The sequence below is a fragment of the Streptomyces sp. NPDC045026 genome, assembly GCF_056432625.1.
This window is the reverse complement of the sequence record NZ_JBWKIS010000021.1, coordinates 1-25,009: the sequence shown is the minus strand read 5'-3', so window position 1 is coordinate 25,009 and position 25,009 is coordinate 1. Positions and strand designations below refer to the sequence as shown.

General features: G+C 70.0%; 26 protein-coding genes and 1 pseudogene. 10 read left to right on the top strand and 17 right to left on the bottom strand.

Features of this window, described 5'->3' with window-relative positions; genetic code table 11:
* Positions 1-116: 116 nt before the first annotated feature.
* Positions 117-668, bottom strand: coding sequence for a TetR/AcrR family transcriptional regulator (locus tag AC07EJ_RS32735; RefSeq protein WP_389475392.1), 552 nt, complete (start codon positions 666-668; stop codon positions 117-119).
* A complete protein-coding gene (locus tag AC07EJ_RS32730) occupies positions 668-988 on the bottom strand; it encodes a DMT family transporter (protein ID WP_266669279.1) in 321 nt (106 codons plus the stop codon). Before AC07EJ_RS32730 ends, AC07EJ_RS32735 begins: the two co-directional genes overlap by 1 nt.
* A 184-nt stretch (positions 989-1,172) precedes the next feature.
* Here AC07EJ_RS32730 and AC07EJ_RS32725 point away from each other — a divergent pair, with 184 nt between their 5' ends.
* Positions 1,173-2,225, top strand: a complete 1,053-nt coding sequence (locus tag AC07EJ_RS32725; RefSeq protein WP_389475389.1) for a DUF7847 domain-containing protein — start codon at positions 1,173-1,175, stop codon at positions 2,223-2,225.
* A 17-nt stretch (positions 2,226-2,242) separates the two neighbouring features.
* On the opposite strand, the gene AC07EJ_RS32720 is transcribed toward AC07EJ_RS32725, so the two are convergent.
* From AC07EJ_RS32720 to AC07EJ_RS32675, 10 genes are all read right to left on the bottom strand, one after another.
* Entirely contained in the window at positions 2,243-2,608 is a 366-nt protein-coding gene (locus AC07EJ_RS32720; protein WP_389475387.1) for a VOC family protein, read from the bottom strand.
* A 50-nt stretch (positions 2,609-2,658) separates the two neighbouring features.
* On the bottom strand, positions 2,659-4,053 hold the full coding sequence (locus AC07EJ_RS32715) for a hypothetical protein (protein WP_389475385.1): 1,395 nt from the start codon (positions 4,051-4,053) through the stop codon (positions 2,659-2,661).
* 157 nt (positions 4,054-4,210) lie between these two features.
* Positions 4,211-4,543, bottom strand: a complete 333-nt coding sequence (locus AC07EJ_RS32710) for a metal-sulfur cluster assembly factor (RefSeq protein WP_100592412.1) — start codon at positions 4,541-4,543, stop codon at positions 4,211-4,213.
* Complete coding sequence (gene sufU, locus AC07EJ_RS32705) at positions 4,540-5,001, bottom strand: Fe-S cluster assembly sulfur transfer protein SufU (protein ID WP_389475383.1); 462 nt, start codon at positions 4,999-5,001, stop codon at positions 4,540-4,542. Before sufU ends, AC07EJ_RS32710 begins: the two co-directional genes overlap by 4 nt.
* A gap of 16 nt (positions 5,002-5,017) precedes the next feature.
* On the bottom strand, positions 5,018-6,274 hold the full coding sequence (locus AC07EJ_RS32700) for a cysteine desulfurase (RefSeq protein WP_383886175.1): 1,257 nt from the start codon (positions 6,272-6,274) through the stop codon (positions 5,018-5,020).
* The gene (gene sufC / locus AC07EJ_RS32695; RefSeq protein WP_100592409.1) at positions 6,271-7,035 is read right to left on the bottom strand and encodes a Fe-S cluster assembly ATPase SufC; all 765 of its coding nucleotides are present in this window, start codon (positions 7,033-7,035) and stop codon (positions 6,271-6,273) included. The genes AC07EJ_RS32700 and sufC overlap by 4 nt, the downstream gene beginning before the upstream one ends.
* A gap of 7 nt (positions 7,036-7,042) precedes the next feature.
* Entirely contained in the window at positions 7,043-7,375 is a 333-nt protein-coding gene (locus AC07EJ_RS32690; RefSeq protein WP_362908019.1) for a non-heme iron oxygenase ferredoxin subunit, read from the bottom strand.
* The gene (sufD, locus tag AC07EJ_RS32685; RefSeq protein WP_389475379.1) at positions 7,375-8,553 is read right to left on the bottom strand and encodes a Fe-S cluster assembly protein SufD; all 1,179 of its coding nucleotides are present in this window, start codon (positions 8,551-8,553) and stop codon (positions 7,375-7,377) included. Before sufD ends, AC07EJ_RS32690 begins: the two co-directional genes overlap by 1 nt.
* Positions 8,554-8,613: 60 nt before the next feature.
* The gene (sufB, locus tag AC07EJ_RS32680; RefSeq protein WP_100592406.1) at positions 8,614-10,038 is read right to left on the bottom strand and encodes a Fe-S cluster assembly protein SufB; all 1,425 of its coding nucleotides are present in this window, start codon (positions 10,036-10,038) and stop codon (positions 8,614-8,616) included.
* Positions 10,035-10,796: a helix-turn-helix transcriptional regulator gene (locus AC07EJ_RS32675; protein ID WP_393585873.1), complete on the bottom strand. Its 762-nt coding sequence runs from the start codon at positions 10,794-10,796 to the stop codon at positions 10,035-10,037. Before AC07EJ_RS32675 ends, sufB begins: the two co-directional genes overlap by 4 nt.
* A gap of 160 nt (positions 10,797-10,956) precedes the next feature.
* On the opposite strand from AC07EJ_RS32675, the gene AC07EJ_RS32670 reads away from it, so the two are divergent.
* The 4 genes from AC07EJ_RS32670 (at position 10,957) to AC07EJ_RS32655 (ending at position 14,582) form a co-directional block, all read left to right on the top strand.
* Entirely contained in the window at positions 10,957-11,751 is a 795-nt protein-coding gene (locus tag AC07EJ_RS32670; RefSeq protein WP_478885628.1) for an AAC(3) family N-acetyltransferase, read from the top strand.
* A gap of 55 nt (positions 11,752-11,806) precedes the next feature.
* The gene (locus AC07EJ_RS32665) at positions 11,807-12,730 is read left to right on the top strand and encodes an ABC transporter ATP-binding protein (protein WP_389475372.1); all 924 of its coding nucleotides are present in this window, start codon (positions 11,807-11,809) and stop codon (positions 12,728-12,730) included.
* Positions 12,727-13,497 carry an ABC transporter permease gene (locus AC07EJ_RS32660; protein WP_389475370.1) on the top strand — a complete coding sequence of 257 codons (771 nt, stop codon included), beginning with the start codon at positions 12,727-12,729 and terminating at the stop codon, positions 13,495-13,497. The genes AC07EJ_RS32665 and AC07EJ_RS32660 overlap by 4 nt, the downstream gene beginning before the upstream one ends.
* Positions 13,498-13,577: 80 nt before the next feature.
* Positions 13,578-14,582 carry a COX15/CtaA family protein gene (locus AC07EJ_RS32655; RefSeq protein WP_389475368.1) on the top strand — a complete coding sequence of 335 codons (1,005 nt, stop codon included), beginning with the start codon at positions 13,578-13,580 and terminating at the stop codon, positions 14,580-14,582.
* Between the two features lie 22 nt (positions 14,583-14,604).
* Here AC07EJ_RS32655 and AC07EJ_RS32650 read toward each other — a convergent pair whose 3' ends face one another.
* The 3 genes from AC07EJ_RS32650 to AC07EJ_RS32640 form a co-directional block, all read right to left on the bottom strand.
* Positions 14,605-15,735 (bottom strand): amidohydrolase family protein, encoded by a 1,131-nt coding sequence (locus AC07EJ_RS32650; RefSeq protein WP_389475366.1) that lies wholly within the window; start codon positions 15,733-15,735, stop codon positions 14,605-14,607.
* Positions 15,736-15,830: 95 nt separating this feature from the next.
* A complete protein-coding gene (locus tag AC07EJ_RS32645; RefSeq protein ID WP_266565591.1) occupies positions 15,831-16,178 on the bottom strand; it encodes a hypothetical protein in 348 nt (115 codons plus the stop codon).
* Between the two features lie 94 nt (positions 16,179-16,272).
* A complete protein-coding gene (locus tag AC07EJ_RS32640) occupies positions 16,273-17,226 on the bottom strand; it encodes a heme o synthase (protein ID WP_389475363.1) in 954 nt (317 codons plus the stop codon).
* A 312-nt stretch (positions 17,227-17,538) separates the two neighbouring features.
* On the opposite strand from AC07EJ_RS32640, the gene tkt reads away from it, so the two are divergent.
* Genes tkt through pgl form a run of 5 tightly spaced genes read left to right on the top strand, consistent with a single transcriptional unit; the run spans position 17,539 to position 24,165 of the window.
* Positions 17,539-19,626: a transketolase gene (gene tkt, locus AC07EJ_RS32635; protein ID WP_389475361.1), complete on the top strand. Its 2,088-nt coding sequence runs from the start codon at positions 17,539-17,541 to the stop codon at positions 19,624-19,626.
* A gap of 34 nt (positions 19,627-19,660) precedes the next feature.
* A complete protein-coding gene (gene tal, locus AC07EJ_RS32630; protein WP_389475359.1) occupies positions 19,661-20,779 on the top strand; it encodes a transaldolase in 1,119 nt (372 codons plus the stop codon).
* Positions 20,780-20,783: 4 nt separating this feature from the next.
* Positions 20,784-22,316, top strand: coding sequence for a glucose-6-phosphate dehydrogenase (gene zwf / locus AC07EJ_RS32625; RefSeq protein WP_389475357.1), 1,533 nt, complete (start codon positions 20,784-20,786; stop codon positions 22,314-22,316).
* Positions 22,313-23,386 carry a glucose-6-phosphate dehydrogenase assembly protein OpcA gene (opcA, locus tag AC07EJ_RS32620; RefSeq protein ID WP_389475355.1) on the top strand — a complete coding sequence of 358 codons (1,074 nt, stop codon included), beginning with the start codon at positions 22,313-22,315 and terminating at the stop codon, positions 23,384-23,386. Before zwf ends, opcA begins: the two co-directional genes overlap by 4 nt.
* The gene (gene pgl / locus AC07EJ_RS32615; protein WP_389475353.1) at positions 23,386-24,165 is read left to right on the top strand and encodes a 6-phosphogluconolactonase; all 780 of its coding nucleotides are present in this window, start codon (positions 23,386-23,388) and stop codon (positions 24,163-24,165) included. Before opcA ends, pgl begins: the two co-directional genes overlap by 1 nt.
* A 64-nt stretch (positions 24,166-24,229) precedes the next feature.
* On the opposite strand, the gene AC07EJ_RS32610 is transcribed toward pgl, so the two are convergent.
* Both AC07EJ_RS32610 and AC07EJ_RS32605 read right to left on the bottom strand, forming a co-directional pair.
* Positions 24,230-24,709 carry a DUF2087 domain-containing protein gene (locus tag AC07EJ_RS32610; RefSeq protein WP_389475351.1) on the bottom strand — a complete coding sequence of 160 codons (480 nt, stop codon included), beginning with the start codon at positions 24,707-24,709 and terminating at the stop codon, positions 24,230-24,232.
* A gap of 87 nt (positions 24,710-24,796) precedes the next feature.
* Positions 24,797-25,009 (bottom strand): annotated as a pseudogene (locus AC07EJ_RS32605) (glucose-6-phosphate isomerase); the annotation flags it as partial.

Below are 25,009 nucleotides of genomic sequence, written 5' to 3'. Positions count from 1 at the left end.
GTCGCGCACGGTGGCCTCGACCGGTCGGCGCAGGCCGGCGACGGCTGGTGCCGACGACAACGCCGCAGGTCGGCGTGCCAGGCCCGGGGAGCCCGGCACGGTCCGATCGAGAGGCCTCAGCCGCCGGGGGCTCCGTCGATGACCCGCGCGAGCATGTCGCGCGCGTACTCCTCCTCGTAGACGGCGTCCGTGAGCAGCACCTGGAGGCAGATTCCGTCCATCAGGGCGACCAGCGCGCGGGCGGTGACGGGGTCGGTGCGGCGGGCGAGCCCTTCGGCGATGCCCTCGCCCCACTCTGCGGCGACGAACCGCAGCGCGGGCTTGCGCAGGGCGGCGAGATACAGCTCGTACTCGAGCTCGACGCCGGTGCGTTCACCGGCGAGCCACTCGCCGAGGACCGCAGCGAGCCCGGCGGCGAGCCGGGAGCGCGGCGCCTCGAAGACGGCACTGCCGGCCAGGGCCTTCGCGAAGCCCTCGTTGGCCTGGCGCAGCGCGGCGACCAGCAGTTCGTCGAGGGTCTTGAAGTGGTACGTCGTCGAGCCGAGCGGCACGTCGGCCTCGGCGGCGACGCTGCGGTGACTGAGTCCGCCGATGCCCTTCTCGCCCACCACCCGGATCGCGGCGTCGATGATGCGCTGCCGCCGCTCGGGGTCGTAGCGCCGGGCCATCAGTGGGCGCCGCCCATGTTGAGCAGCACCACGCCGCCGATGACCAGGGCGATGCCCGCGAGCCGCGCCGCGGTCATCGCCTCGCCGAGGAAGAGCATGCCTATCCCGGCGATGACGGCCGTGCCGACGCCGGCCCAGATCGCGTACGCGGTCCCGACCTGCACGGTCTTCAGCGTCTGGGCGAGCAGCGCGAAGGCGATCAGATAGCCGGAGACGGTGATCAGGGAGGGCCAGAGCCTGCTGAATCCCTCGCTGTACTTCATGGCGGTGGTGGCGGCCACTTCCGCCGCGATGGCGCCGGAGAGCAGTACGTATCCCATGTGTACGAGTGTACGCATCGTTGCGTACAACCGTACACACCGCGGTGCGGCTCGTCGGGCTATCGTGTCGCGATCACTGTGGGGGGCCACAGGGACGAACTACTCCCGGGAGTGCGGCGAGATGACGGACATGTGGGGACAGGGGCCAGGTCAGGGGCCGGGGCAGGGATGGGGGCCGGGTCCTGTGCCCGGATACGGACCGGGACACGGACCGGGCGGTTACGGCGGCTGGGGTGCGTGGCCGCCGCCCCCGCCCCAGCCGGGCGTCATCCCGCTCGCCCCGCTCGGCGCCGACCGGATACTCGGCGGCGCGTTCACCACGATGCGCCGCTACGCGAAGCCGCTGTTCGGCACGGTCCTCATCGTGTACGCGGTGCTCGCCGTCCTCATGGCGGGCGCGCTGGCGCTCGGTTACGCGGCCGTCTCGGACGACGTACGGGCGCTCCTGGACCGGGACACCGAGTTCGCCTGGAGCCACGCGCGGCCGGTGTTCGTCGCGTTCGGCGTGGTGTGGGCCGTCGGCATGCTGGCGCTCACGGTCAGCTCGGCGTTCATCCAGTCCGCGTGCACGGTGGTGCTGCGCGAGGCGGTGCTCGGCCGTCCCGCGCGGTTCGGGGCGGTGTGGCGGCGCGCCTGGTCGCGCACGCCTTCCGTGCTCGGCGTGGGCCTGCTGATGGGCCTGATCGCGCTGATCCCGGCGGGCCTGGCCGTGGCGTTCATGGTGTCGGTCTTCGTCATGCTGCTCACACAGTCGGTCGCGCCGGTGGGCCTGCTGTTCCTGCTCATGGCGGTGACGGTGCCGCTCGTGGTCTGGGTATACGTCCTGTTCCTGTTCGGCCCCGCGGCCGCCACGCTCGAGGAGGCGGGGCCGATCCAGGCGCTGCGCCGTTCGGCGCGCCTGGTGCGGGGCGCCTGGTGGCGCACGTTCGGCATCTCCCTGCTGGCCGGCGTGATCATGGCGGGCGTGTCGCTCGCGGTGCGTGTACCGCTCCAGATCGCGATGCCCGACACGACTCCGCAGGCGTACGAGCCGGGGCAGACCGCCTCCGACGTGTTCGAGGCGATGCTGCCGAAGCTGGGCGTGGTCATGGCCCTGTCCATGATCGGCAATCTGCTGGTGCAGCTGGTCAGTTCGGTGTTCCTGCCGCTGGTCACCGCGCTGCTCTACATCGACCAGCGCATCCGCAGGGAGGGCCTCGCCCACTCACTGGAGCTCGCGGCCCGGTCCGACGCCTAGGCCTTAGGGTCTGCGCCTCAGTCGAGGAGCGTCTTCTTCGGCCGCAGTACGCAGAACTCGTTGCCCTCGGGGTCGGCGAGGACGACCCACGTGACGTCCTCGCCCTGCCCGACGTCCACGCGCCGCGCCCCGAGGCCGACGATGCGCTCGACCTCGGCGTCCCGGTCATCCGGGCTGAGGTCGATGTGCAGGCGGTTGTGGACGGTCTTGGCGTCGTCCACCGGCACGAAGCAGAACCCCGGCAGCGTGGTCGCGTCGGCGCCGATGACGATCTCGTCCTCGGCCTCGAACAGCACCTTCCAGTCGAGGACTTGACACCAGAAGCGGGCCTGCGCGGGCAGATCGTGGGCGTTCACGACGACTTGGTACAGCGAAGAAGCCATGACGCCCAGTCTGCCGCGCGGGCCCGCGCCACGCGCGTCGTACCGGCGGATCAGCCGGTGACGTCGAACCAGGCGGCCCTGGACTTCTTCCACTCCGGGTGCGTGAGGTCCTTGGCCTCGGTGCCGTCGCCGTAGAGGTCGGCGGAGCCGTTGTCGGTCAGGAGCTGCGCGCGGGCGCCGGACTGCGTCAGGTCGGGGACGCTCACCACGGCCTCCCAGCCGCCCGGGTCACTCGTCGGCAGGTCCATCCGCTTGACCGGCGCGTGTCCCGCCACGCCGTCCCACCGGTACAGGGCGTATGGGTCGGAGTTGTCGTCGGCGGCCCAGCTGCCGGCCACGATCAGGTACTGGTTCGCGGCGTTCTTGCGGATGTCGCGCACCGAAAGGCCGCCGAGGTCCAGCTCGACGGGCGTCCCGAACACGGGCTTCGTGCCGCTCGCCACGACCTTGTCGAAGTTGGTGACGGGCACGAGCAGCGCCTTGCCCCCGTCCTTCGGCGGCACGAGCGGCGCGCGGAACCCGATGTATGCGGTGCTGGTGGACCCGGGCGCGAATTCGAGGCCCTCGACGTTGAACCCGTCGATCTGCTTGGGCACCTGCCCGTCCTCGGCCCCGGCGGCGAACCCGTAGCGGTCCCCGTTCGCCTCGTCCCAGGCGACCAGGTCGTCCCGCAGCTTCTTGTACGCCTTGCCGTACGACAGCTGCGTCGCGGCCCCGCTGCCGCTCACGGTGGTCGTGAAGACCGTGTTCCGGGGGGACTTGTACTCGCCGTCCTTGTTGTTGCCGAGGGACCCGGTCCAGTAGATCGTGTCGCCGACGCGCGTGGCGCCCTCGATGTCGACCTCCTTGTCCACCCCGAGCTGTGAGCTGAAGTCCCAGGTCCTGACGGGCGCGCCGGAGACCGAACCACTGTAGAGGCGCAGGACGTTGGACTCGTCGTCGGCGACCAGGACGTAGCCGCCGCCCGCGTCGACGGCGGCGGACGCGTCGCTGGAACCCGTGAAGTAGCGGGTGTCGGGGCCCTGTTGCACGGCGGCCGAGGCGGCGTAGTGGAGCGTCTTGGTGGCGGTCTTGCCGTCGACGCCGGTCACCTTGAGGGTGAGGTCGGTGTAGCCGCGGCCCTGGGCGGCGACGGACACCTGCCGGGTGGCGCCCTCCCCGGTGACGGTGACGTTCCCGGTGCCGGCGACGGACGACTTGGTGCTCGCGGACGCGGCCACGGTCAGCGCCGACGCGTCGGCACCGCTCTGGCCGACGGTGACGGTCACGACCGGGTCGCCCGTGGCGTCGACCGCCCCGGAGAGGTACCCGGCGGAGAGTGCGATCGTCGGCGTCCCGTAACTCGCGGCGCCCGCCGGGCTGTTGAGACCCGCGAGGGCCAGCGTGAGCACTCCGCCCGCGACGGCGGCGGCTCTGCGGCGGGACGGGGAAAGGACGTGCTGCATGGGGGCCTCTCGTCGGGGCGGGTGTCGACGAGAACCTTCGGCCATGTGCGCCAACTACAGGCGTACGCCGTGCGGCCCGGGGGCGAACAGCAGACAGCACGGCCCCCCGTGCCGGGAGCACAGGGGGCCGTACAGGTGTGGCGGACCGGGGGACCGATCAGACGTTGAAGCCGAGCGCGCGCAGCTGCTCGCGGCCCTCGTCCGTGATCTTGTCCGGGCCCCACGGCGGCATCCAGACCCAGTTGATCCGGAGCTCGTTCACGATGCCGTCGGTGGCCGACTTCGCCTGGTCCTCGATGACGTCGGTCAGCGGACAGGCCGCGGACGTGAGCGTCATGTCGATCGTGGCGATGTTGGCGTCGTCGATGTGGATGCCGTAGATCAGGCCCAGGTTGACGACGTCGATGCCCAGCTCGGGGTCGACGACGTCGTAGAGCGCCTCACGGACCTCTTCCTCGGACGCGGGCTTGGTGGTCACTGTCTCGCTCATGCCGTCTTCCTCTCCGCGCCGTCCAGCGCCTGGGCCGTCGCGTCCTTCCACGCCATCCAGCTCAGGAGGGCGCACTTCACGCGGGCGGGGTACTTGGAGACACCGGCGAACGCGACCGCGTCCTCCAGCACCTCCTCCATCGCGTCGTCGGGCTCGATCCTGCCCCGCGACTGCATCAGCTCCAGGAAGGTCTCCTGGATCTTCTGCGCCTGGGCCAGGTCCTTGCCGACGAGCAGCTCGTTCAGAACAGAGGCCGAGGCCTGGCTGATCGAGCAGCCCTGGCCCTCGTACGAGACGTCACTGATCGTCGAGCCGTCGTACTTCACGCGCAGCGTGATCTCGTCGCCGCACGTCGGATTGACGTGGTGCACCTCGGCATCGCCATCGCGCAGACCGCGCCCGTGCGGGTGCTTGTAGTGGTCCAGGATGACGTCCTGGTACATCGAATCCAGCTTCACGTTCCCAGCCAGCCCCTCAGCCGAAGAAGTTCCGTACGTGCTCCAGGCCGTCGATCAGCGCATCGATCTCGCCTGGCGTTGTGTACAGATAGAACGACGCTCGCGTGGTCGCAGGAATTCCGTAGCGCAGGCAGACGGGGCGGGCGCAGTGGTGGCCGACCCGGACCGCGATGCCCTGCTCGTCGAGGACCTGGCCCACGTCGTGCGGGTGGATGTCACCGAGCGTGAACGAGATCGCGGCGCCGCGGTCCTCGGCCGTGGTGGGGCCGATGATCCGCAGGTCCGGGACCTCCAGAAGCCGCTTCACCGCGTACTCGGTGATCGCGTGCTCATGCTGGGCGATCTTGTCCATGCCGATCGAGTTCAGGTAGTCCACGGCCGCGCCGAGGCCGACGGCCTGGGCGATCGGGGGCGTACCCGCCTCGAACTTGTGCGGCGCCGGCGCGTACGTCGACGAGTGCATGGAGACCGTCTCGATCATCTCGCCGCCGCCCAGGAAGGGCGGCAGGTCCTCGAGGAGCTCCTGGCGTCCCCACAGGACGCCGATGCCCGTCGGGCCGCACATCTTGTGGCCGGTGAAGGCCACGAAGTCGGCCTGGAGCGCCTGCACGTCGAGCACCATGTGCGGGGCGGCCTGGGACGCGTCGATGAGGACGAGCGCGCCGACCTCCTGGGCGCGGCGCACGATGGCCTCGACCGGGTTGAGCGTGCCCAGGATGTTCGAGACGAGGACGAACGAGACGATCTTCGTCTTCTCGGTGATGACCTCGTCGATGTTGGAGAGGTCGAGGCGGCCGTCGTCGGTCAGCCCGAACCACCGCAGCTTCGCGCCGGTGCGCTGCGAGAGCAGCTGCCACGGCACGATGTTGGAGTGGTGCTCCATCTCCGTGATGACGATCTCGGTCTCGTGGTCCACGCGGTAGGGCTCGTCGGCCCAGCCCAGCATGTTCGCCACGAGGTTGAGCGACTCGGAGGCGTTCTTGGTGAAGATGACCTCGTCGCGGCTCGGCGCGTTGATGAAGGCCGCGACCTTGTCACGCGCACCTTCGTACAGCGCCGTGGCCTCCTCGGCGAGCACGTGCACGCCCCGGTGGACGTTGGCGTTGTGCTGTTCGTAGTACTCACTGAGCGTGTCGATGACCTGGCGCGGCGTCTGCGAGGTCGCCGCGTTGTCCAGGTACACGAGCTTCTTGCCGTCGTGAAGTACCCGGTCGAGGATCGGGAAGTCCTTGCGGATCGCCTCGGTGTCGAGGAGGCCCGGCAGCTGTGTCACGCGGATGCGCCGCCCTTCGTGTATGCCTCGTAGCCCTCGGCCTCGAGCTTGTCGGCGAGCTCGGGGCCGCCGGACTCGACGATCCTGCCCTGCGAGAAGACATGGACGAAGTCCGGCTTGATGTAGCGCAGGATGCGCGTGTAGTGCGTGATCAGCAGGGTGCCGACCTCACCGGTCTCGCGGACGCGGTTGACGCCCTCGGAGACCTGGCGCAGCGCGTCGACGTCGAGACCGGAGTCGGTCTCGTCGAGGATCGCGATCTTCGGCTTGAGGAGCTCCATCTGGAGGATCTCGTGGCGCTTCTTCTCACCGCCGGAGAAGCCCTCGTTCACGTTGCGCTCGGCGAAGGCAGGGTCCATCTGGAGCTGCTCCATCGCGGTCTTGACCTCCTTGACCCACGTGCGCAGCTTGGGGGCCTCGCCGCGGATCGCGGTGGCCGAGGTGCGCAGGAAGTTGGAGACCGAGACGCCGGGGACCTCGACCGGGTACTGCATGGCGAGGAACATGCCGGCGCGGGCGCGCTCGTCGACGGACATCTCGAGGACGTCCTCGCCGTCGAGGGTGACGGTGCCCTGGGTGATCGTGTACTTGGGGTGACCTGCGATGGAGTAGGCGAGGGTCGACTTGCCGGAGCCGTTCGGGCCCATGATGGCGTGCGTCTCGCCCTGCTTCACGGTCAGGTCGACGCCCTTGAGGATCTCCTTGGTGGAGTTGTCGGCCTCGACGGTGACGTGCAGGTCCTTGATTTCAAGCGTTGCCATGGGTGCCTCAGGACTCCTGGGAGAGGGAGACGAGCACGTCGTCCCCTTCGATCTGTACGGGGTAAACGGGGACGGGGCGCGTCGCGGGAAGGCCGGACGGCTTACCGGTGCGGAGGTCGAACGCGGAGCCGTGCAGCCAGCACTCGATCTGGCAGTCCTCCACCTCGCCCTCGGAGAGCGACACGTTCGCGTGCGAGCAGATGTCGTTGATCGCGAACACCTCGCCCTCGGTGTAGACGACCGAGACCGGCGTGCCGTCGAGTTCCACCCGCTTCGGGGTGTCCTCCTCCAGCTCGCTCAAGCCGCAGACCCGAGTGAATCGGGCACGGTCGAAGGCCATCAGACGGAAGCCTCCAGCTCGGCCTCGATCTTGGCGAGCAGGCGCTCCTGGACGTCCGGCAGACCGATCTGCTGGACGAGCTCGGCGAAGAAGCCGCGGACCACGAGGCGGCGGGCCTCGTCGGCCGGGATGCCGCGCGAGCGCAGGTAGAAGAGCTGCTCGTCGTCGAAGCGGCCGGTCGCCGAGGCGTGGCCCGCGCCGACGATCTCGCCGGTCTCGATCTCCAGGTTCGGGACCGAGTCCACGCGGGCGCCGTCCGTCAGCACGAGGTTGCGGTTCAGCTCGTACGTGTCGGTGCCCTCGGCGGAGGCCTCGATGAGGACGTCGCCGATCCAGACGGCGTGTGCGTCCTGGCCCTGGAGCGCGCCCTTGTAGGCGACGTTCGACTTGCAGTGCGGGGCCGCGTGGTCGACCAGGAGGCGGTGCTCCTGGTGCTGGCCGGCGTCGGTGACGTACAGGCCGAGCAGCTCGGCCTCGCCGCCGGGGCCCGCGTAGTTCACGCGCGGGTGCAGACGGACGAGGTCACCGCCGAAGGTGACGACGACGGACTTGAAGGAGGCGTCGCGGCCGATCAGCGCGTTGTGCTGCGCGACGTGGACGGCCTTCTCGTCCCAGTCCTGCACGGAGACGACGGTCAGCTTGGCGCCGTCGCCCAGGATGTAGTCGACGTTGGCGGCGAGCACCGCGTCACCGGTGTGGTCGATGACCACCACGGCCTCGGCGAACGCGCCGAGCTCGATGACCTGGTGCGCGAAGGCCGTACCGCCCTCGCCGTGCACGGCGATGCGGATGGGCTCCGTGAGCACCGTCTCCTTGGGGACGGACACGACCGAGGCCTTCTCGAAGGACGAGAACGCCTGGGCGGCGACGCGGTCCACCGGCTTGCCGGCCTTGCCGACGCGGGCGTCGTCGCGCCCGACGGTCTCCTGGGTGACGCCCGCGGGGGCGGTCACCTCGACGCGGAGGCCGCCCTGGGCGACCGCCGTCCCGTCGTGCAGGCCGCGCAGCCGCTCGAGCGGCGTGAACCGCCACTCCTCCTCACGGCCGTGCGGGACCGGGAAGTCCGCGACGTCGTAGGACGGGGGCGCGCTCATGCGCGTGGCGACGGTCGACTCTGCGGCCACCGCGATCGAGCCGGCGGTGGTGGATCCCGCCGCTGTGTTCTGAGCCTCAGCCATGGCTGTCGTAGTGCTCTCTTTCTCAGTTCAAGACGTGTGCTGACGGACGGGCTTTCGGCGTTAGCCGACGGCGCCTTCCATCTGCAGCTCGATCAGCCGGTTGAGCTCGAGGGCGTACTCCATCGGCAGCTCCTTCGCGATCGGCTCGACGAAGCCGCGCACGATCATCGCCATCGCCTCGAACTCCGTCATACCGCGGCTCATCAGGTAGAAGAGCTGGTCGTCGGAGACCTTGGAGACCGTCGCCTCGTGGCCCATGGACACGTCGTCCTCGCGGACGTCGACGTACGGGTACGTGTCGGAGCGGGAGATCGTATCGACGAGCAGCGCGTCGCACAGCACGTTCGACTTGGAGCCGTGGGCACCCTCACCGATCTCGACCAGACCGCGGTACGAGGTACGGCCGCCGCCACGGGCCACCGACTTCGACACGATGTTGGAGGAGGTGTTCGGCGCCATGTGGACCATCTTGGAGCCGGCGTCCTGGTGCTGCCCCTCGCCCGCGAAGGCGATGGACAGGGTCTCGCCCTTGGCGTGCTCGCCCATCAGGTAGACGGCCGGGTACTTCATGGTGACCTTGGAGCCGATGTTGCCGTCGATCCACTCCATGGTCGCGCCCTCGTACGCCACGGCGCGCTTGGTGACCAGGTTGTAGACGTTGTTCGACCAGTTCTGGATGGTCGTGTAACGGCAGCGGGCGCCCTTCTTCACGATGATCTCGACCACCGCGGAGTGCAGGGAGTCCGACTGGTAGATCGGCGCCGTGCAGCCCTCGACGTAGTGGACGTAGGCGCCCTCGTCGACGATGATCAGCGTCCGCTCGAACTGGCCCATGTTCTCCGTGTTGATACGGAAGTAGGCCTGGAGCGGGATCTCGACCTGCACGCCCTTGGGCACGTAGATGAAGGATCCGCCGGACCACACGGCCGAGTTCAGCGACGCGAACTTGTTGTCGCCGACCGGGATGACCGTGCCGAAGTACTCCTTGAAGAGCTCCGGGTGCTCCTTCAGGGCCGTGTCGGTGTCCAGGAAGATGACGCCCTGCTCCTCCAGGTCCTCACGGATCTGGTGGTAGACGACCTCGGACTCGTACTGGGCCGCGACACCGGCGACGAGGCGCTGCTTCTCCGCCTCGGGGATGCCGAGCTTGTCGTACGTGTTCTTGATGTCCTCGGGCAGGTCCTCCCAGGACTGGGCCTGCTTCTCGGTGGACCGCACGAAGTACTTGATGTTGTCGAAGTCGATGCCCGACAGGTCCGAGCCCCAGTTCGGCATGGGCTTCTTGTCGAAGAGGCGCAGGCCCTTGAGGCGGAGCTTGGTCATCCACTCCGGCTCGGACTTCTTGGCCGAGATGTCACGGACGACGTCCTCGTTGATGCCGCGCTTGGCAGAGGCACCGGCGGCGTCGGAGTCGGCCCAGCCGTATTCGTACTTGCCCAGACCCTCGAGCTCGGGGTGGGCAGTCTCCTCGATGGGGAGCGTCATGCGGGGTTCCTCCCGGCGGTGCTTGCGGATGCGTTTGTGTCGTTTTGTGTGGCGGTGGTCTTGGGTGCGATCTTCGGAATGAAGGTCGTGCACACCCCGTCGCCGTGGGCGATGGTGGCCAGCCGCTGCACGTGTGTGCCGAGCAGCTGGGAGAAGATCTCGGTCTCCGCCTCGCACAGCTGCGGGAACTGCTCGGCGACGTGCGCGACCGGGCAGTGGTGCTGACACAGCTGCTCGCCGACCGGTGCGCTTCGCGCCGTAGCAGCGTACCCGTCGGCGCTCAGGGCCTTGGCGAGGGCTTCCGTGCGCTTCTCGGGGGCGGCGGACTCGACGGCCGCGCGGTACGCCCCGGCCTGCTCGGCGATCCTGGCGCGGGCGAAGGCGACGACGGCCTCCTCCCCGCCCTCGCGCTGCGCGATCCAGCGCAGGGCGTCGGCGGCGAGCGTGTCGTACGACTGGTCGAAGGCGTCCCGGCCACAGTCCGTCAGGACGAACACCTTGGCGGGACGGCCGCGCGTACGGGCTCCGTAGATCTTCTGTTCCCGTGCTTCGACGACCTCGTCGGCGGCCAGCGCGTCCAGATGGCGGCGCACGGCGGCCTGGGTGAGACGGAGGCGGCCGGCCAGATCGGCGACGGTGGACGGGCCGTGGTCCAGGATGGAGCGGGCGACCCGGTTGCGCGTCGAACGCTCACCGGTCGCGATCTCCTCCTGCGGGGCTCCCTGGGGAGCCTCCTGAGCCTCGCCGACGTATTTCACAACGCCATTGTTGCGTAATTCCTCAGGGCCTGACAAGCGCAGCCCTGGATGATCTCCGGTGCCCTGCATCACTTAGGCATACCTAAGATGACCTGCGGAAACGATCTTTGATCGATCAATTCGGTGGTGCCGCCCCGCCTCCGCGGAGGACACTCCCCCCATGCCCACACCCCCTCCCACCGGCCCACTTGTCACGCGCGCCACCCTCGGCGCCGACCTGCGCGCGCTCGGCGTCCGGCCCGGCGAGACCCTCCTCCTCCACTCCTCCCTCAGCGCGCTCGGGTGGGTCTGCGGAGGCGCCGTTTCCGTGGTGCAAGGACTGCTCGACGCGCTGGGTCCGGACGGGACACTCACCGTCCCCACGCACACCGGCGGCAACTCCGACCCCGCCGGCTGGCGCAGGCCCCCGGTGCCCGAGGAGTGGTGGGCCGAGATCCGCGCGTCGATGCCCGCCTACGACCCGGCCGTCACGCCCAGTGACGGCATGGGCGCGATCGCCGAGAGCGTGCGCCGCTGGCCCGGAGCCGTGCGCAGCGCGCACCCCCATACGTCGTTCGCGGCCGTCGGCCCCCAGGCCGCCGCGATCACCGACGGCCACGCCACCGACTGTTCGCTGGGCGAAGACAGCCCACTGGCACGTCTGGAGGAGAGGGGCGCGCGCGTGCTCCTCCTCGGCGCGACGTTCGCCACCTGTACGTCCTTCCATCTCGCCGAGTACCGGATCCCGTCCCCCAGGACCGAGATGGGCCGCGCGGTCCTCACCCCCGGCGGGCGGCGCTGGGAGACGGTGAGCGAGGTCGACATCAGCGCGGACGGGTTCCACGAACTCGGCGCGGCATTCGAGCGCGACGGCGGGGTCGTACGCGGCCGGGTGGGCGCGGCCGACGCCCTGCTCTTCCCCGTGGCCGACGCGGTGGCGTATGCCCAGAGGTGGCTGGCGAGGCACCGGGCCTGAGCACCTTGGGCCCCGCCCGCCGGGGACGTGCGGCGCGTCCCTAGACTTGGCGCTCATGCGAAGCGAGCCCGTCGTCCGGATCCAGAGTCTGGTCAAGCGGTACGGAACCAAGACCGCGGTCGACGGCCTCGATCTGGAGGCCTCGGCCGGCATCACCGCCGTCCTCGGCCCCAACGGCGCCGGAAAGACCACCACGATCGAAACCTGCGAGGGCTACCGCCGGCCGGACGCGGGGACGGTCCGGGTCCTCGGGCTCGACCCCGTCGGCCAGGCCGGTGAACTGCGCCCCCGGATCGGCGTGATGCTCCAGTCCGGAGGCGTCTACTCCGGCGCCCGCGCGGACGAGATGCTGCGCCACGTGGCGAAGCTCCACGCGCACCCGCTGGACGTGGACGCGCTCATCGAGCGCCTCGGCCTCGGCAGCTGCGGCCGCACCACCTACCGCAGGCTCTCCGGCGGCCAGCAGCAGCGCCTCGCGCTCGCCATGGCCGTCGTCGGCCGCCCCGAGCTCGTCTTCCTGGACGAGCCGACCGCCGGCCTCGACCCGCAGGCACGCCGCGCGACCTGGGACCTCGTACGGGATCTGCGGGCCGACGGCGTCTCCGTCATCCTCACCACGCACCACATGGACGAGGCGGAGGCACTCTCCGACGACGTCGCGATCATCGACGCGGGCCGGGTCATCGCGCAGGGCTCCCCCGAGCAGCTGTGCCGTGGCGGCGCCGAGAACACCCTGCGCTTCTCCGGACGCCCCGGCCTCGACGTCGCCTCGCTCCTCAAGGCCCTCCCGACGGACTCCGCGGCGGCCGAGCTCACCCCGGGTTCGTACCGCGTGAGCGGCGAGGTCGACCCGCAGCTGCTCGCGACGGTGACGTCGTGGTGCGCGCAGCACGGTGTGATGCCGGAGAAGATCTCGGTCGAACGCCACACCCTCGAAGACGTATTTCTTGAGATGACCGGCAGGGAGCTGCGCGGATGAGTGTCGCCGGTACGTACACGCCGAAGCCGGGGGCCGCGCCGCTGCCTCGCATGATCGGCGCGCAGGCCGTCCTCGAGACGAAGATGCTCCTGCGCAACGGCGAGCAGCTGCTGCTCACCGTCATCATCCCCACCCTGCTGCTCGTCCTGTTCAGCGCGGTCGACATCGTCGACACGGGCGACGGGAAGGCCGTGGACTTCCTCGCCCCGGGCATCCTCGCGCTCGCCGTGATGTCGACCGCGTTCACCGGCCAGGCCATCGCGACGGGCTTCGAGCGCCGCTACGGCGTGCTCAAGCTGCTCGCGTCCTCGCCGCTGCCGCGCTGGGCCCTGATGACCGCGAAGACGCTGTCCGTCCTGGTCACCGAGGTCCTCCAGGTGATCCTCGTGACGGTGATCGCCTTCGCGCTCGGCTGGTCCCCGCACGGCAACCCGCTCGCCGTGCTGCTCCTGCTGGTGCTCGGCACCGCCGCGTTCTCCGGGCTCGGCCTGCTGATGGCGGGCACGCTCAAGGCGGAGGCGACGCTCGCCGCCGCGAACCTCGTCTTCCTGCTCCTGCTCGTCGGCGGCGGCGTCATCGTGCCGCTCGACAAGTTCCCGGACGCGGCGCAGTCCGTCCTCGGCCTGCTGCCGATCTCGGCGCTGTCCGACGGGCTGCGGGACGTCCTCCAGCACGGCGCGGCGATGCCGTGGGGCGACCTCGGGATCCTCGCGGTCTGGGCGGTCCTCGGGCTGGGCGCCGCGGCGCGCTTCTTCCGCTGGGAGTAGGGGCCGTACGGCACGTGCGGGGCGTCACAATCGTCCCGGATCGGCCCCCTCGTGAAGACATGCACAAGCGGCGTCCTACGATGGTGCCCGTGCCAAAAGTGACCCCGGCCGACGCCGCCCAAGCCGTGCGCAACCCGCTCGCCTTCATCGCCGAACGCTGGACCCCCGCTCAGCGGACCGTCCGGCGTGCCGCGCTCTCCGCCGTCGTCATGACGGTGGTCATCGTCGTCACCGGCGGGGCGGTGCGCCTGACGGGCTCGGGCCTCGGCTGTCCGACGTGGCCCAAGTGCACCGACGAGTCCCTCACCGCGACGAGCGCGATGGGCTTCCACGGAGCCATCGAGTTCGGCAACCGCATGCTGACGTACGTCCTGTGCGCCGCGGTCGGCTGGGCGATCATCGCCGCCCGCTCGCAGAAGCCGTGGCGGCGCGGCCTGACCCGGCTCGGCTGGGCCCAGTTCTGGCTCGTCATGGGCAACGCCGTCCTCGGCGGCATCGTCGTCCTCGTCGGCCTCAACCCGTACACGGTCGCGGCCCACTTCCTGCTGTCCACCGCGCTGATCGCGGTCGCCACGGTGATGTGGCAGCGCACCCGTGAGGGTGACGCCGCGCCGCGCCCCCTCGTCGGCAAGGCCGTACGCCAGCTCGTCTGGATCCTGGTCGCCGCCACGGTCCTGCTGATCATGGTCGGCACGGTCGTGACCGGCTCGGGCCCGCACGCCGGCGACTCCAGTGACGTGGAGCGGATGCCGCTCGACTGGGAGACCATCAGCAAGGCGCACGCGGTCCTGGCCTGGATCGTGGTGACGCTGACGTTCGCGCTGTGGTTCGTCCTCAAGGCGGTCGACGCCCCCAAGGGCCCGCTGCACCGCACCCGCGACCTCTTCCTCGTCCTGCTCGCGCAGGGCGTCATCGGCTACGTCCAGTACTTCACCGACCTGCCCGAGGTCCTCGTCGGCCTGCACATGATGGGCTCGGCCCTGGTGTGGATCGCGGTCCTGCGGGTCCTGCTGTCGCTGCGGGAGCGCCCGCTGGGCACGGCGGAGGTCCCGGCCCAGGCGGACCCGGCCCTCTCCACCGTCTGAACCGAACAGCCCGGGGCCCGGGTCAGCCGCCCTGCGCGGCGCCCGTGCCGCTGAGGCCGTAGACCCGCTGGGCCGTCACCGACCCGATCATCCCGGCCACCCGCTGCGCGTCCGCCAGCGACCACGCGCCCTCCGCGACCCAGCCGCCGAGCACCCGCCCGAGCGCCTCGCGGAACAGCCGCGCCCCCACCACGTGCAGCTCCGGCAGGCCGTGCGCGCCGCTGGAGAACAGCAGCTTGCCGAACGGGGCGAGTTCCAGGATCTCCGCGAGTACGGCCGCCGCGCGCGCCCCGGTGCGGGCGAGCGCCGGGCCGAGGTCCGCGTACACGTGCGGGAAGATGCCGGCGAGGTGCGCCGCGTGCCGGTGGTACGGGTAGCCGTGCAGCAGGATCAGGTCGGTGCCGAGTCCGGCCGTGGCGCGGGCGAAGTCCGTGAGCAGGACCGGGTCGGTGCGGTCGAGACGCAGGCCGGGTTCGCCGAGGCCGGCGTGGAGCTGCAGCGGCCGGCCGGAGGCCACGGCGATCCACAGGAGATGGCGCAGGAGCACGGGGTCGGTGAGAGAGCCGCCGACCCGGCGTGCCGCGAGCCAGCGTCCCGCGGCTCCGCGCACTTCGCCGGGTCCGGGCGGCTGTGGCGCGAGCGCGAGGCCGTGCCGTACGCCCGCCACGGAGGTGAAGGCGACGGCGTTCGCAGCGGCGGCGTGCACCGACTCGGCGAGGTTGGCGAGGAAGGACTCGACCGTGCCCGAGGTGTCGGCGACCTGTTCGGCGAGGAGTTCGAGCCGGACGATCTCGTGCGCGTCCGCGTCGCCGGCGGAGGCCATCTCGCTGGGCCCGGTGAGGTCGCCCGGCAGTCCCGTGTCGACCAGGTACGTGGTGATGCCGCTGCCCCGCAGCAGTCTGCGGCCCGACTCCATGACGCCCAGTTCGCGGCGGCGCGCGAGGTAGCGGGCCGGCGGGCAGTGGGGTTCGAGACCGAGAAGCGGCGGACACCAGCGCCGTACGGCGAAGCCCGTCTGGGTGTCGAAGAAGGTCGTGCCGGGGGCGGGCGGGCGATCGCCCCGGCCGAGATGGGCCTCGAACGTGCCGAGGCCGAGTTCCGTCCGCAGTACCCCGTGGCAGTACTGGTCCACGAGGGATGGCGTATCGATCATCCGGGCTCCCGTAGCTGGACCGTGCTTCTACGGTCCTAACGGGTGAAACCTGCGCCAGGTGTTGGTCTCGTACACCTGACGCATTGGACGGGCGGCTACTTGTTGCTCGGGCCGCCGACCTGGATGCCCGCCATACGGGTCCATTCGTACGGTCCGGTCTTCACCTTGGCGGCCATCTCGCCGTCGAAGTCCTCGCGGACGGTGATCCCGGCCTTCTCCACCGCCTTGCGTGCGATGGCGTCGGAAGGTGCCACGAGATTGCCCCAGCCGCCGTCCTCGCCGACGAGCGCGATGCGCGTGCCGCGCTCCCCGAGATACGCGAGCTGTCCCTCGGCGCCGCCGTGCTGCTTGGCGAACGTCCCGATCTCGCGGGCGAGCCGGGCGGCCCTGCGCTCGTCCTTCGCCGCCTGCTTCGGGTCGTCAACCGCTTGAGTGTCTGCCATGGACAGGATGCTACTGACAGGTAGATCAACTGGCGACGGGCGGGGGCGTGGCCTTGGCCACTGCCCCCCGCCCGTCGGGAAATTCCTGGGTGGGTCAGCGAAGGAAGGGGTCCACCGCGACCGCCACGAAGAGGATCGAGACATAGGTGATCGACCAGTGGAAGAGGCGCATCTCCTTGAGCTTCGCGCCCGACACCTCGGCGTTGGCGCGGTTCTGCAGCCCGTGCGCCTCCCACAGCCAGAACCCGCCGGCCAGCAGGGCGACCGCGGTGTAGAACCAGCCGGTGTAGCCGAGCGGCGTCAGGAGCAGGGAGACGACGACCATCACCCAGCTGTAGATGACGATCTGCTTCGCGACCACCTTGTTGGAGGCGACGACGGGCAGCATCGGCACGCCCACGCGCGCGTAGTCGTCCTTGACCTTCATGGACAGCGGCCAGTAGTGCGGCGGCGTCCAGAAGAACATGACGAGGAAGAGGATGACCGGGGCCCACGACATCGAGTTCGTGACCGCGGACCAGCCGATGAGGACCGGCAGGCAGCCGGCGATGCCGCCCCAGACGATGTTCTGCGAGGTGCGGCGCTTCAGGATCATCGTGTAGACGACCACATAGAAGAGGAGCGCGCCGAGCGAGAGCCAGGCGGAGAGCCAGTTGACGGCCAGCCCGAACAGCAGCGTGGAGATGACCGCGAGGGCGATGCCGAAGGCGAGGCACTCCCGCGGGCTGACCATTCCGGTGACCAGTGGCCGCTGCGACGTGCGCTCCATGAGCGCGTCGATGTCACGGTCGATGTACATGTTCAGCGCGTTCGCGCCGCCCGCGGACAGGTAGCCGCCGAGGCAGGTGAGGAGCACCAGCGTCAGATCGGGCACACCCTGCTGCGCGAGGAACATGACCGGAACCGTGGTGATCAGCAACAGTTCGATGATCCGCGGCTTGGTCAGCGCCACGAATGCCTTGATACGGGCCCCGAACGGCCGTTGGCTCGGGCTGATGCTCGTCCCGAGTTGCCCCGCTGGACGGGATTCGACGGCCGTCACGCACACCCCTGACAGAGACTCCCAGCAAGCCCCCGGATGTGAAGTCCCGGTAAAGGCTCGCGCGTACCACGCCACTGTAGACGTTGCCTATACCTGGCTCTTCGTGGGGGTCGGTTCGTGTTTCGGAGCACCCCAGATGAGCGGTCTCGTATTCACTTGTCGAGTGGCACGGATGCCTGTCAGGAGGCGGATTGCGGCCGGGCCCGGCAGTCTGGATTGAGTCGAAAAAATGCGCGTACTCGCAGGGGTAGGCTCGACAACAGCCGGTGAGCCCATCATCACTGGCATTCGACATGTGGAGAGGAGCCCTGACCCAGGGTGAGCAGCAAGCCGACCACCACAGACCTTCAGTGGACCGAGTTGGACCAGCGGGCCGTTGACACCGCTCGCGTCCTGGCCGCGGACGCCGTACAGAAGGTCGGTAACGGCCATCCGGGTACGGCGATGAGCCTGGCACCGGCCGCGTACACCCTCTTTCAGAAGGTGATGCGGCACGACCCGGCGGACGCCGACTGGCTCGGGCGCGACCGGTTCGTGCTGTCCGCGGGACACTCGTCCCTGACCCTTTACATCCAGCTGTACCTGGCCGGTTTCGGCCTCCAGCTCGATGATCTGAAGGCGTTCCGTACCTGGGGCAGCAAGACCCCGGGTCACCCGGAGTACGGGCACACCACGGGCGTGGAGACGACGACCGGGCCGCTCGGCCAGGGTGTCGCCAACGCCGTGGGCATGGCGATGGCCGCCCGTTTCGAGCGGGGCCTGTTCGACCCGGAGGCGGCCCCCGGCACCTCCCCGTTCGACCACCACATCTTCGCCATCGCCGGCGACGGCTGCCTCCAGGAGGGCATCTCCTCCGAGGCGTCCTCGATGGCCGGGCACCAGAAGCTCGGCAGCCTCGTCCTGCTGTGGGACGACAACCACATCTCGATCGAGGGTGACACGGAGACCGCGGTCTCCGAGGACACCATGAAGCGGTACGAGGCCTACGGCTGGCACGTGCAGCGCGTGGAGCCGAAGGAGAACGGCGACCTCGACCCCGAGGCCCTGTTCGCCGCGATCGAGGCCGCGAAGGGCGAGACCGAGCGTCCCTCCTTCATCGCGATGCGCTCGATCATCGCCTGGCCCGCGCCGAACGCGCAGAACACCGAGGCCGCGCACGGCTCGGCGCTCGGCGACGACGAGGTCGCGGCCACCAAGCGCGTCCTCGGTTTCGACCCGGAGAAGTCGTTCGAGGTCGCCGACGAGGTCATCGCGCACACGCGTGAGGCCCTGGACCGCGGCCGCGAGGCGAAGGCCGAGTGGGAGAAGTCGTTCGCCGCCTGGCGCACGGCCAACCCGGAGCGCGCCGCCGAGTACGACCGCATCGAGGCGACCGACCTGCCCGAGGGCTGGGAGTCGCACCTGCCGACCTTCGAGACCGGCAAGGGTGTCGCCACCCGTGCCGCGTCCGGCAAGGTCCTCCAGGCGCTCGGCCCGGTCATCCCGGAGCTGTGGGGCGGCTCGGCCGACCTCGCGGGCTCGAACAACACGACGATCGACAAGACGTCGTCGTTCCTGCCGGCGGACAACCCGCTGCCGGAGGCCGACCCGTACGGCCGCACGATCCACTTCGGCATCCGCGAGCACTCGATGGCCGCCGAGATGAACGGCATCGCGCTGCACGGCAACACCCGCATCTACGGCGGCACCTTCCTGGTGTTCTCCGACTACATGCGCAACTCGGTCCGCCTGTCGGCCCTGATGCACCTGCCGGTCACGTACGTGTGGACGCACGACTCGATCGGTCTGGGCGAGGACGGCCCGACGCACCAGCCGGTCGAGCACCTGGCGGCGCTGCGCGCGATCCCCGGCCTGAACGTCGTCCGCCCCGCGGACGCCAACGAGACCGTGATCGCCTGGCGCGAGATCCTCAAGCGGTACACGAAGGTGTTCGGCAAGGGCGCTCCGCACGGCCTCGTCCTGACCCGTCAGGGCGTGCCGACGTACGAGGCGAACGAGGACGCGGCCAAGGGTGGTTACGTCCTGCTCGACGCCGAGGGCGGTCAGCCGCAGGTGATCCTGATCGGTACCGGTTCCGAGGTGCAGCTCGCCGTCGAGGCGCGTGAGCAGCTCCAGGCCGCGGGGATCCCCACGCGGGTCGTGTCCATGCCGTCGGTGGAGTGGTTCGACGAGCAGGACCAGGAGTACAAGGACTCGGTCCTGCCGCCGTCGGTCAAGGCGCGCGTCGCGGTCGAGGCCGGCATCGGTCTCACGTGGCACCGCTTCGTCGGTGACGCCGGACAGATTGTTTCGCTGGAGCACTTCGGTGCTTCCGCCGACGGCAAGGTCCTCTTCCGGGAGTTCGGCTTCACTGGTGACGCCGTGGCCGCCGCCGCCCGGGAATCCCTTGCCGCAGCCCAGCGCTGACGCTCATATACGACACCTAGGAGATGCATTTTCCATGACAGACGCACTGAAGCGCCTCTCCGAAGAGGGCGTCGCGATCTGGCTGGACGACCTGTCGCGCAAGCGGATCACGTCCGGCAACCTTGCCGAGCTGATCGACCAGCAGCACGTCGTGGGCGTCACGACCAACCCGTCGATCTTCCAGAAGGCGATCTCGCACGGTGACGGTTACGAGCAGCAGCTCGCCGACCTCGCCGCCCGCAAGGTCACCGTCGAAGAGGCCATCCGCATGATCACGACGGCGGACGTCCGTGACGCCGCCGACATCCTGCGTCCGGTGTTCGAGGCGACGCAGGGCCAGGACGGCCGCGTGTCGATCGAGGTCGACCCGCGTCTGGCCCACAACACGGAGGCCACGATCGCCGAGGCCAAGCAGCTGGCCTGGCTGGTGGACCGCCCGAACACGCTCATCAAGATCCCGGCGACGAAGGCGGGCCTGCCCGCGATCACCGAGGTCATCGGCAAGGGCATCAGCGTGAACGTGACGCTGATCTTCTCGCTGGAGCGCTACCGCGAGGTCATGGACGCGTACCTGGCGGGTCTGGAGAAGGCGAAGGCCGCGGGCCTGGACCTCTCCAAGATCCACTCGGTGGCGTCCTTCTTCGTGTCCCGTGTGGACTCGGAGATCGACAAGCGCCTGGACGCCCTCGGCACCGACGAGGCCAAGGCGCTCAAGGGCAAGGCCGCACTGGCCAACGCCCGTCTCGCGTACGAGGCGTTCGAGGAGGTCTTCTCCTCGGACCGCTGGACCGCGCTCGACAAGTCGCAGGCCAACAAGCAGCGCCCCCTGTGGGCGTCGACCGGCGTGAAGGACCCGGCGTACAAGGACACCCTGTACGTCGTGGACCTGGTCGCGCCCGGCACCGTCAACACCATGCCGGAGGCCACGCTCGACGCGACCGCCGACCACGGTGAGGTCACCGGCAACACGATCGCGGGCACGTACGACCAGTCCCGCACCGAGATCGAGGCCGTGGAGAAGCTCGGCATCTCGTACGACGACGTCGTGCAGGTGCTCGAGGACGAGGGCGTCGACAAGTTCGAGGCGTCCTGGAACGACCTGCTCAAGTCGACCGAGGCGGAGCTGCAGCGCCTCGCCCCCTCGAAGGGCTGAGATCTTGACGCCAGTTCATGGAGCGAACCCGCTCCGTGACGCCGCAGACCGACGGCTCCCGCGTATCGCGGGGCCGTCGGGCCTGGTCATCTTCGGTGTCACGGGCGATTTGTCCCGTAAAAAGCTGATGCCTGCCGTTTATGACCTCGCCAACCGGGGTCTGCTTCCGCCGGGCTTCTCGTTGATCGGCTTCGCCCGACGCGAATGGGAGGACGAGGACTTCGCGCAGGAGGTGCACGACGCGGTCAAGGAACACGCGCGTACGCCGTTCCGCGAGGAGGTCTGGCAGCAGCTCGTCCAGGGCATGCGCTTCGTCCAGGGCAACTTCGACGACGACGACGCCTTCGAGCGCCTGAAGTCGACGATGCATGAGCTCGACAAGGCGCAGGGGACGGGCGGCAACTTCGCCTTCTACCTCTCCGTGCCCCCCAAGTTCTTCCCGCAGGTCGTGCAGCAGCTCAAGAAGCACGGCCTCGCGGACGCGCCCGAGGGTTCGTGGCGCCGCGCGGTCATCGAGAAGCCGTTCGGCCACGACCTCGAGTCGGCCAAGGAACTGAACGCGATCGTGCACGAGGTGTTCGCCCCGGACCAGGTGTTCCGGATCGACCACTACCTCGGCAAGGAGACCGTCCAGAACATCCTGGCCCTGCGCTTCGCCAACACCCTCTTCGAGCCGATCTGGAACCGGTCGTACGTCGACCACGTGCAGATCACGATGGCCGAGGACATCGGCATCGGCGGCCGCGCCGGCTACTACGACGGCATCGGCGCCGCCCGTGACGTCATCCAGAACCACCTCCTCCAGCTCATGGCACTGACCGCCATGGAGGAGCCCGCCTCCTTCGACGCGGACGCGCTCGTCGCCGAGAAGGCCAAGGTGCTCGGCGCGGTCCGGCTGCCCAAGGAGCTCGGCGACCACACGGTCCGCGGCCAGTACGCGGCCGGGTGGCAGGGCGGCGAGAAGGCCGTCGGCTATCTCCAGGAAGACGGCATCGACCCCAAGTCGAAGACCGACACCTACGCGGCGATCAAGCTGGGGGTCGACAACCGCCGCTGGGCGGGCGTCCCCTTCTATCTGCGCACCGGCAAGCGCCTCGGCCGCCGCGTCACCGAGATCGCCGTCGTCTTCCAGCGCGCGCCCCACTCCCCCTTCGACCACACGGCGACGGAGGAACTCGGCCAGAACGCGATCGTCATCCGCGTCCAGCCGGACGAGGGCATCACGGTCCGCTTCGGCTCCAAGGTGCCCGGCACCTCCATGGAGATCCGGGACGTGTCGATGGACTTCGCGTACGGCGAGTCGTTCACGGAGTCGAGCCCGGAGGCGTACGAGCGCCTGATCCTGGACGTTCTGCTCGGCGACTCGAACCTCTTCCCGCGCACGGAGGAGGTCGAGCTGTCCTGGAAGATCCTCGACCCGATCGAGAAGTACTGGGACAAGCACGGCAAGCCGGCACAGTACCCGTCCGGCACGTGGGGGCCCGCCGAGGCGGACGAGATGCTCGCACGAGACGGACGGAGCTGGCGCCGGCCATGAAGATCGACCTCACGGACACCACGTCCAGCAAGATCAACAAGGCGCTCATGCACGGCCGCCGCGCCATCGGCACCCCCGCCGTCGGCATGGTGCTCACCCTCGTCATCGTGACCGATGAGGAGAACGCCTACGACGCGCTGAAGGCCGCCAACGAGGCGTCCCGCGAGCACCCCTCGCGCACCCTCGTGGTCATCAAGCGCGTCTCCCGTTCGCCGCGCGACCGCACGACGTCGAGGCTCGACGCCGAGGTACGGGTCGGCGTGGAGGCGGGGACCGGCGAGACGGTCGTCCTGCGGCTGTACGGCGAGGTCATCAACCACGCCCAGTCGGTCGTCCTGCCACTGCTCCTGCCGGACGCCCCGGTCGTGGCCTGGTGGCCGGTGAACGCTCCGCTCGACCCGGCCAAGGACCCGCTGGGCGCGCTCGCCCAGCGCCGCGTGACGGACACCTACGCGGCGGAGCAGCCCAACGACGAGCTGGCGGCCCGAGCCGGCGCCTACACGCCCGGTGACACGGACCTGTCGTGGACCCGGATCACGCCGTGGCGCTCCATGCTCGCCGCCGCTCTCGACCAGGTGGCCTGCAAGGTCAACGCGGTGGAGGTGGAGGGCGAGGAGTTCAACCCGAGCTGCGAGCTGCTCGCCATGTGGCTCGCGGACCGGCTCGGCGTGCCGGTCAACCGGTCGGTGTCGTCGGGCCCCGGCCTGACGGCCGTACGCATGGAGACGGACTGCGGCGCCATCGTGCTCGACCGTCCGGACGGTTCGCTGGCAACGCTGTCGATCCAGGGTCAGCCGGACCGCGCGGTGGCGCTCAAGCGCCGCGAGACGTCCGAGCTGATCGCGGAGGAGCTGCGCCGCCTCGACCCGGACGACACCTACGCGGCCTCGCTGAAGTTCGGTGTGCACCGGCTCGGCGAGCCGGGGGCGCCGGACGGGAAGAAGCCCGCGGCCGAGCAGGCGGCTCCGGCATCCGCTCCGGCGTCCGCTCCCGCGAAGAAGGCGGCGGCCAAGAAGGCACCCGCCAAACCCGCCGCCAAGAAGTCCGCTTCGAAGGCGGCCGCCAAGTGATGAGCTCGGCACCCCAGTTGGTGGTGCACCGCGACAAGGAGCTGATGGCGCAGGCCGCCGCGGCCCGGCTCATCACGAAGATCGTGGACGCCCAGGCCGCCCGCGGCTACGCGTCCATCGTCCTGACGGGCGGACGCAACGGCAACGGGCTCCTGGCGGCCCTCGCCACCGCTCCCGCCCGGGACGCGGTCGACTGGACGCGCCTCGACCTGTGGTGGGGCGACGAGCGGTTCCTGCCGGACGGCGATCCCGAGCGGAACTACACGCAGGCCCGCGAGGCGCTCCTCGACTCGGTGCCGCTGAACCCGGACCGGGTCCACCCCATGCCGGCTTCGGACGGCCCGTACGAGGTGGACGCCGCCGCGCAGGTGTACGCCGCCGAACTGGCCGCCGCCGCGGGGCCGGAGGACCACGGTCCGGTGCCGACGTTCGACGTCCTGATGCTGGGGGTCGGCCCGGACACGCATGTCGCGTCGCTCTTCCCCGAGCTGCCGGCCGTCCGGGAGACCGAGCGCACCGTGGTCGGTGTGCACGGTGCGCCCAAGCCGCCGCCCACCCGCGTCTCGCTCACGCTCCCGGCGATCCGGGCCGCGCGCGAGGTGTGGCTGCTCGCGGCGGGCGAGGACAAGGCGGAGGCCGCGGCGATCGCGCTGTCCGGCGCGGGCGAGATCCAGGCGCCGGCTGCCGGCGCGTACGGCCGCTCGCGCACCCTGTGGCTGCTCGACTCGGCGGCGGCTTCGCAGCTCCCGCCCGCCCTGTACCCGCCGCACATCGCCTGAGGCTCGCCACACGCGAAGACACGAACGCAGGGGCCCCGCACCGAAGTTGACCGGTGCGGGGCCTCTACGCGTGCGCCCTGCGATAGCTGCTGCCGTCGCGCTCCCGTACGAGGAGCCCGTCGCTCACGCAGTACCTGCGCAGCGCCGAAGTGTCCTCGTGGACGGTGCGGAACGCGTCGTTGACCTCGCCCTCGGTGTAGGTGCGCCCGGAGTCGAAGAGCGTGCCCGTGAGGTGGACGAGGAGTTCGTGGCGCACGGTGGCGCGGACCGGGATCGAGGTGAGGCGTCCACGCGCGAAGAAGCCGGTGAGGCGGCGGGGCACGGCGGGGTGGATCTCCGCCGGGCGCTCGCGGCGGAACACGGCGGGGTCCGCCCGCAGCGATCCGTCCGGCCGCCTTTCGACGAGCCCGGTGGAGACGAGGCGCCCCAGGTGCTTGCGCACGGCCGGGGAGCTCTCGTCGGCGGGCGGCAGTTCGTCCAGCACGATCCGCGCGTACAGCTTCAGTCGTTCGGGGTCGGCGAGCGCGGACATGAGCTGGTCCATGAGGTCCTCCCGGCAGGTGACGCGACCGGAGCAGTGTCACCCGCCGGAGGCGGCGGCGCACCCGAATTAGATGCGCCGCTCAGCGATCTAACGGCCGCGCAGCTCGCGGTACTTGGCCACCAGCGCCTCGGTGGACCCGTCGAGTCCCGGCACGTCGGCGCCTTCGGTGAGGGCGGGTTCGATGCGCTTGGCGAGGACCTTGCCCAGTTCGACGCCCCACTGGTCGAAGGAGTCGATGTTCCAGACGGCACCCTGGACGAACACCTTGTGCTCGTAGAGGGCGATGAGCTGGCCCAGGAC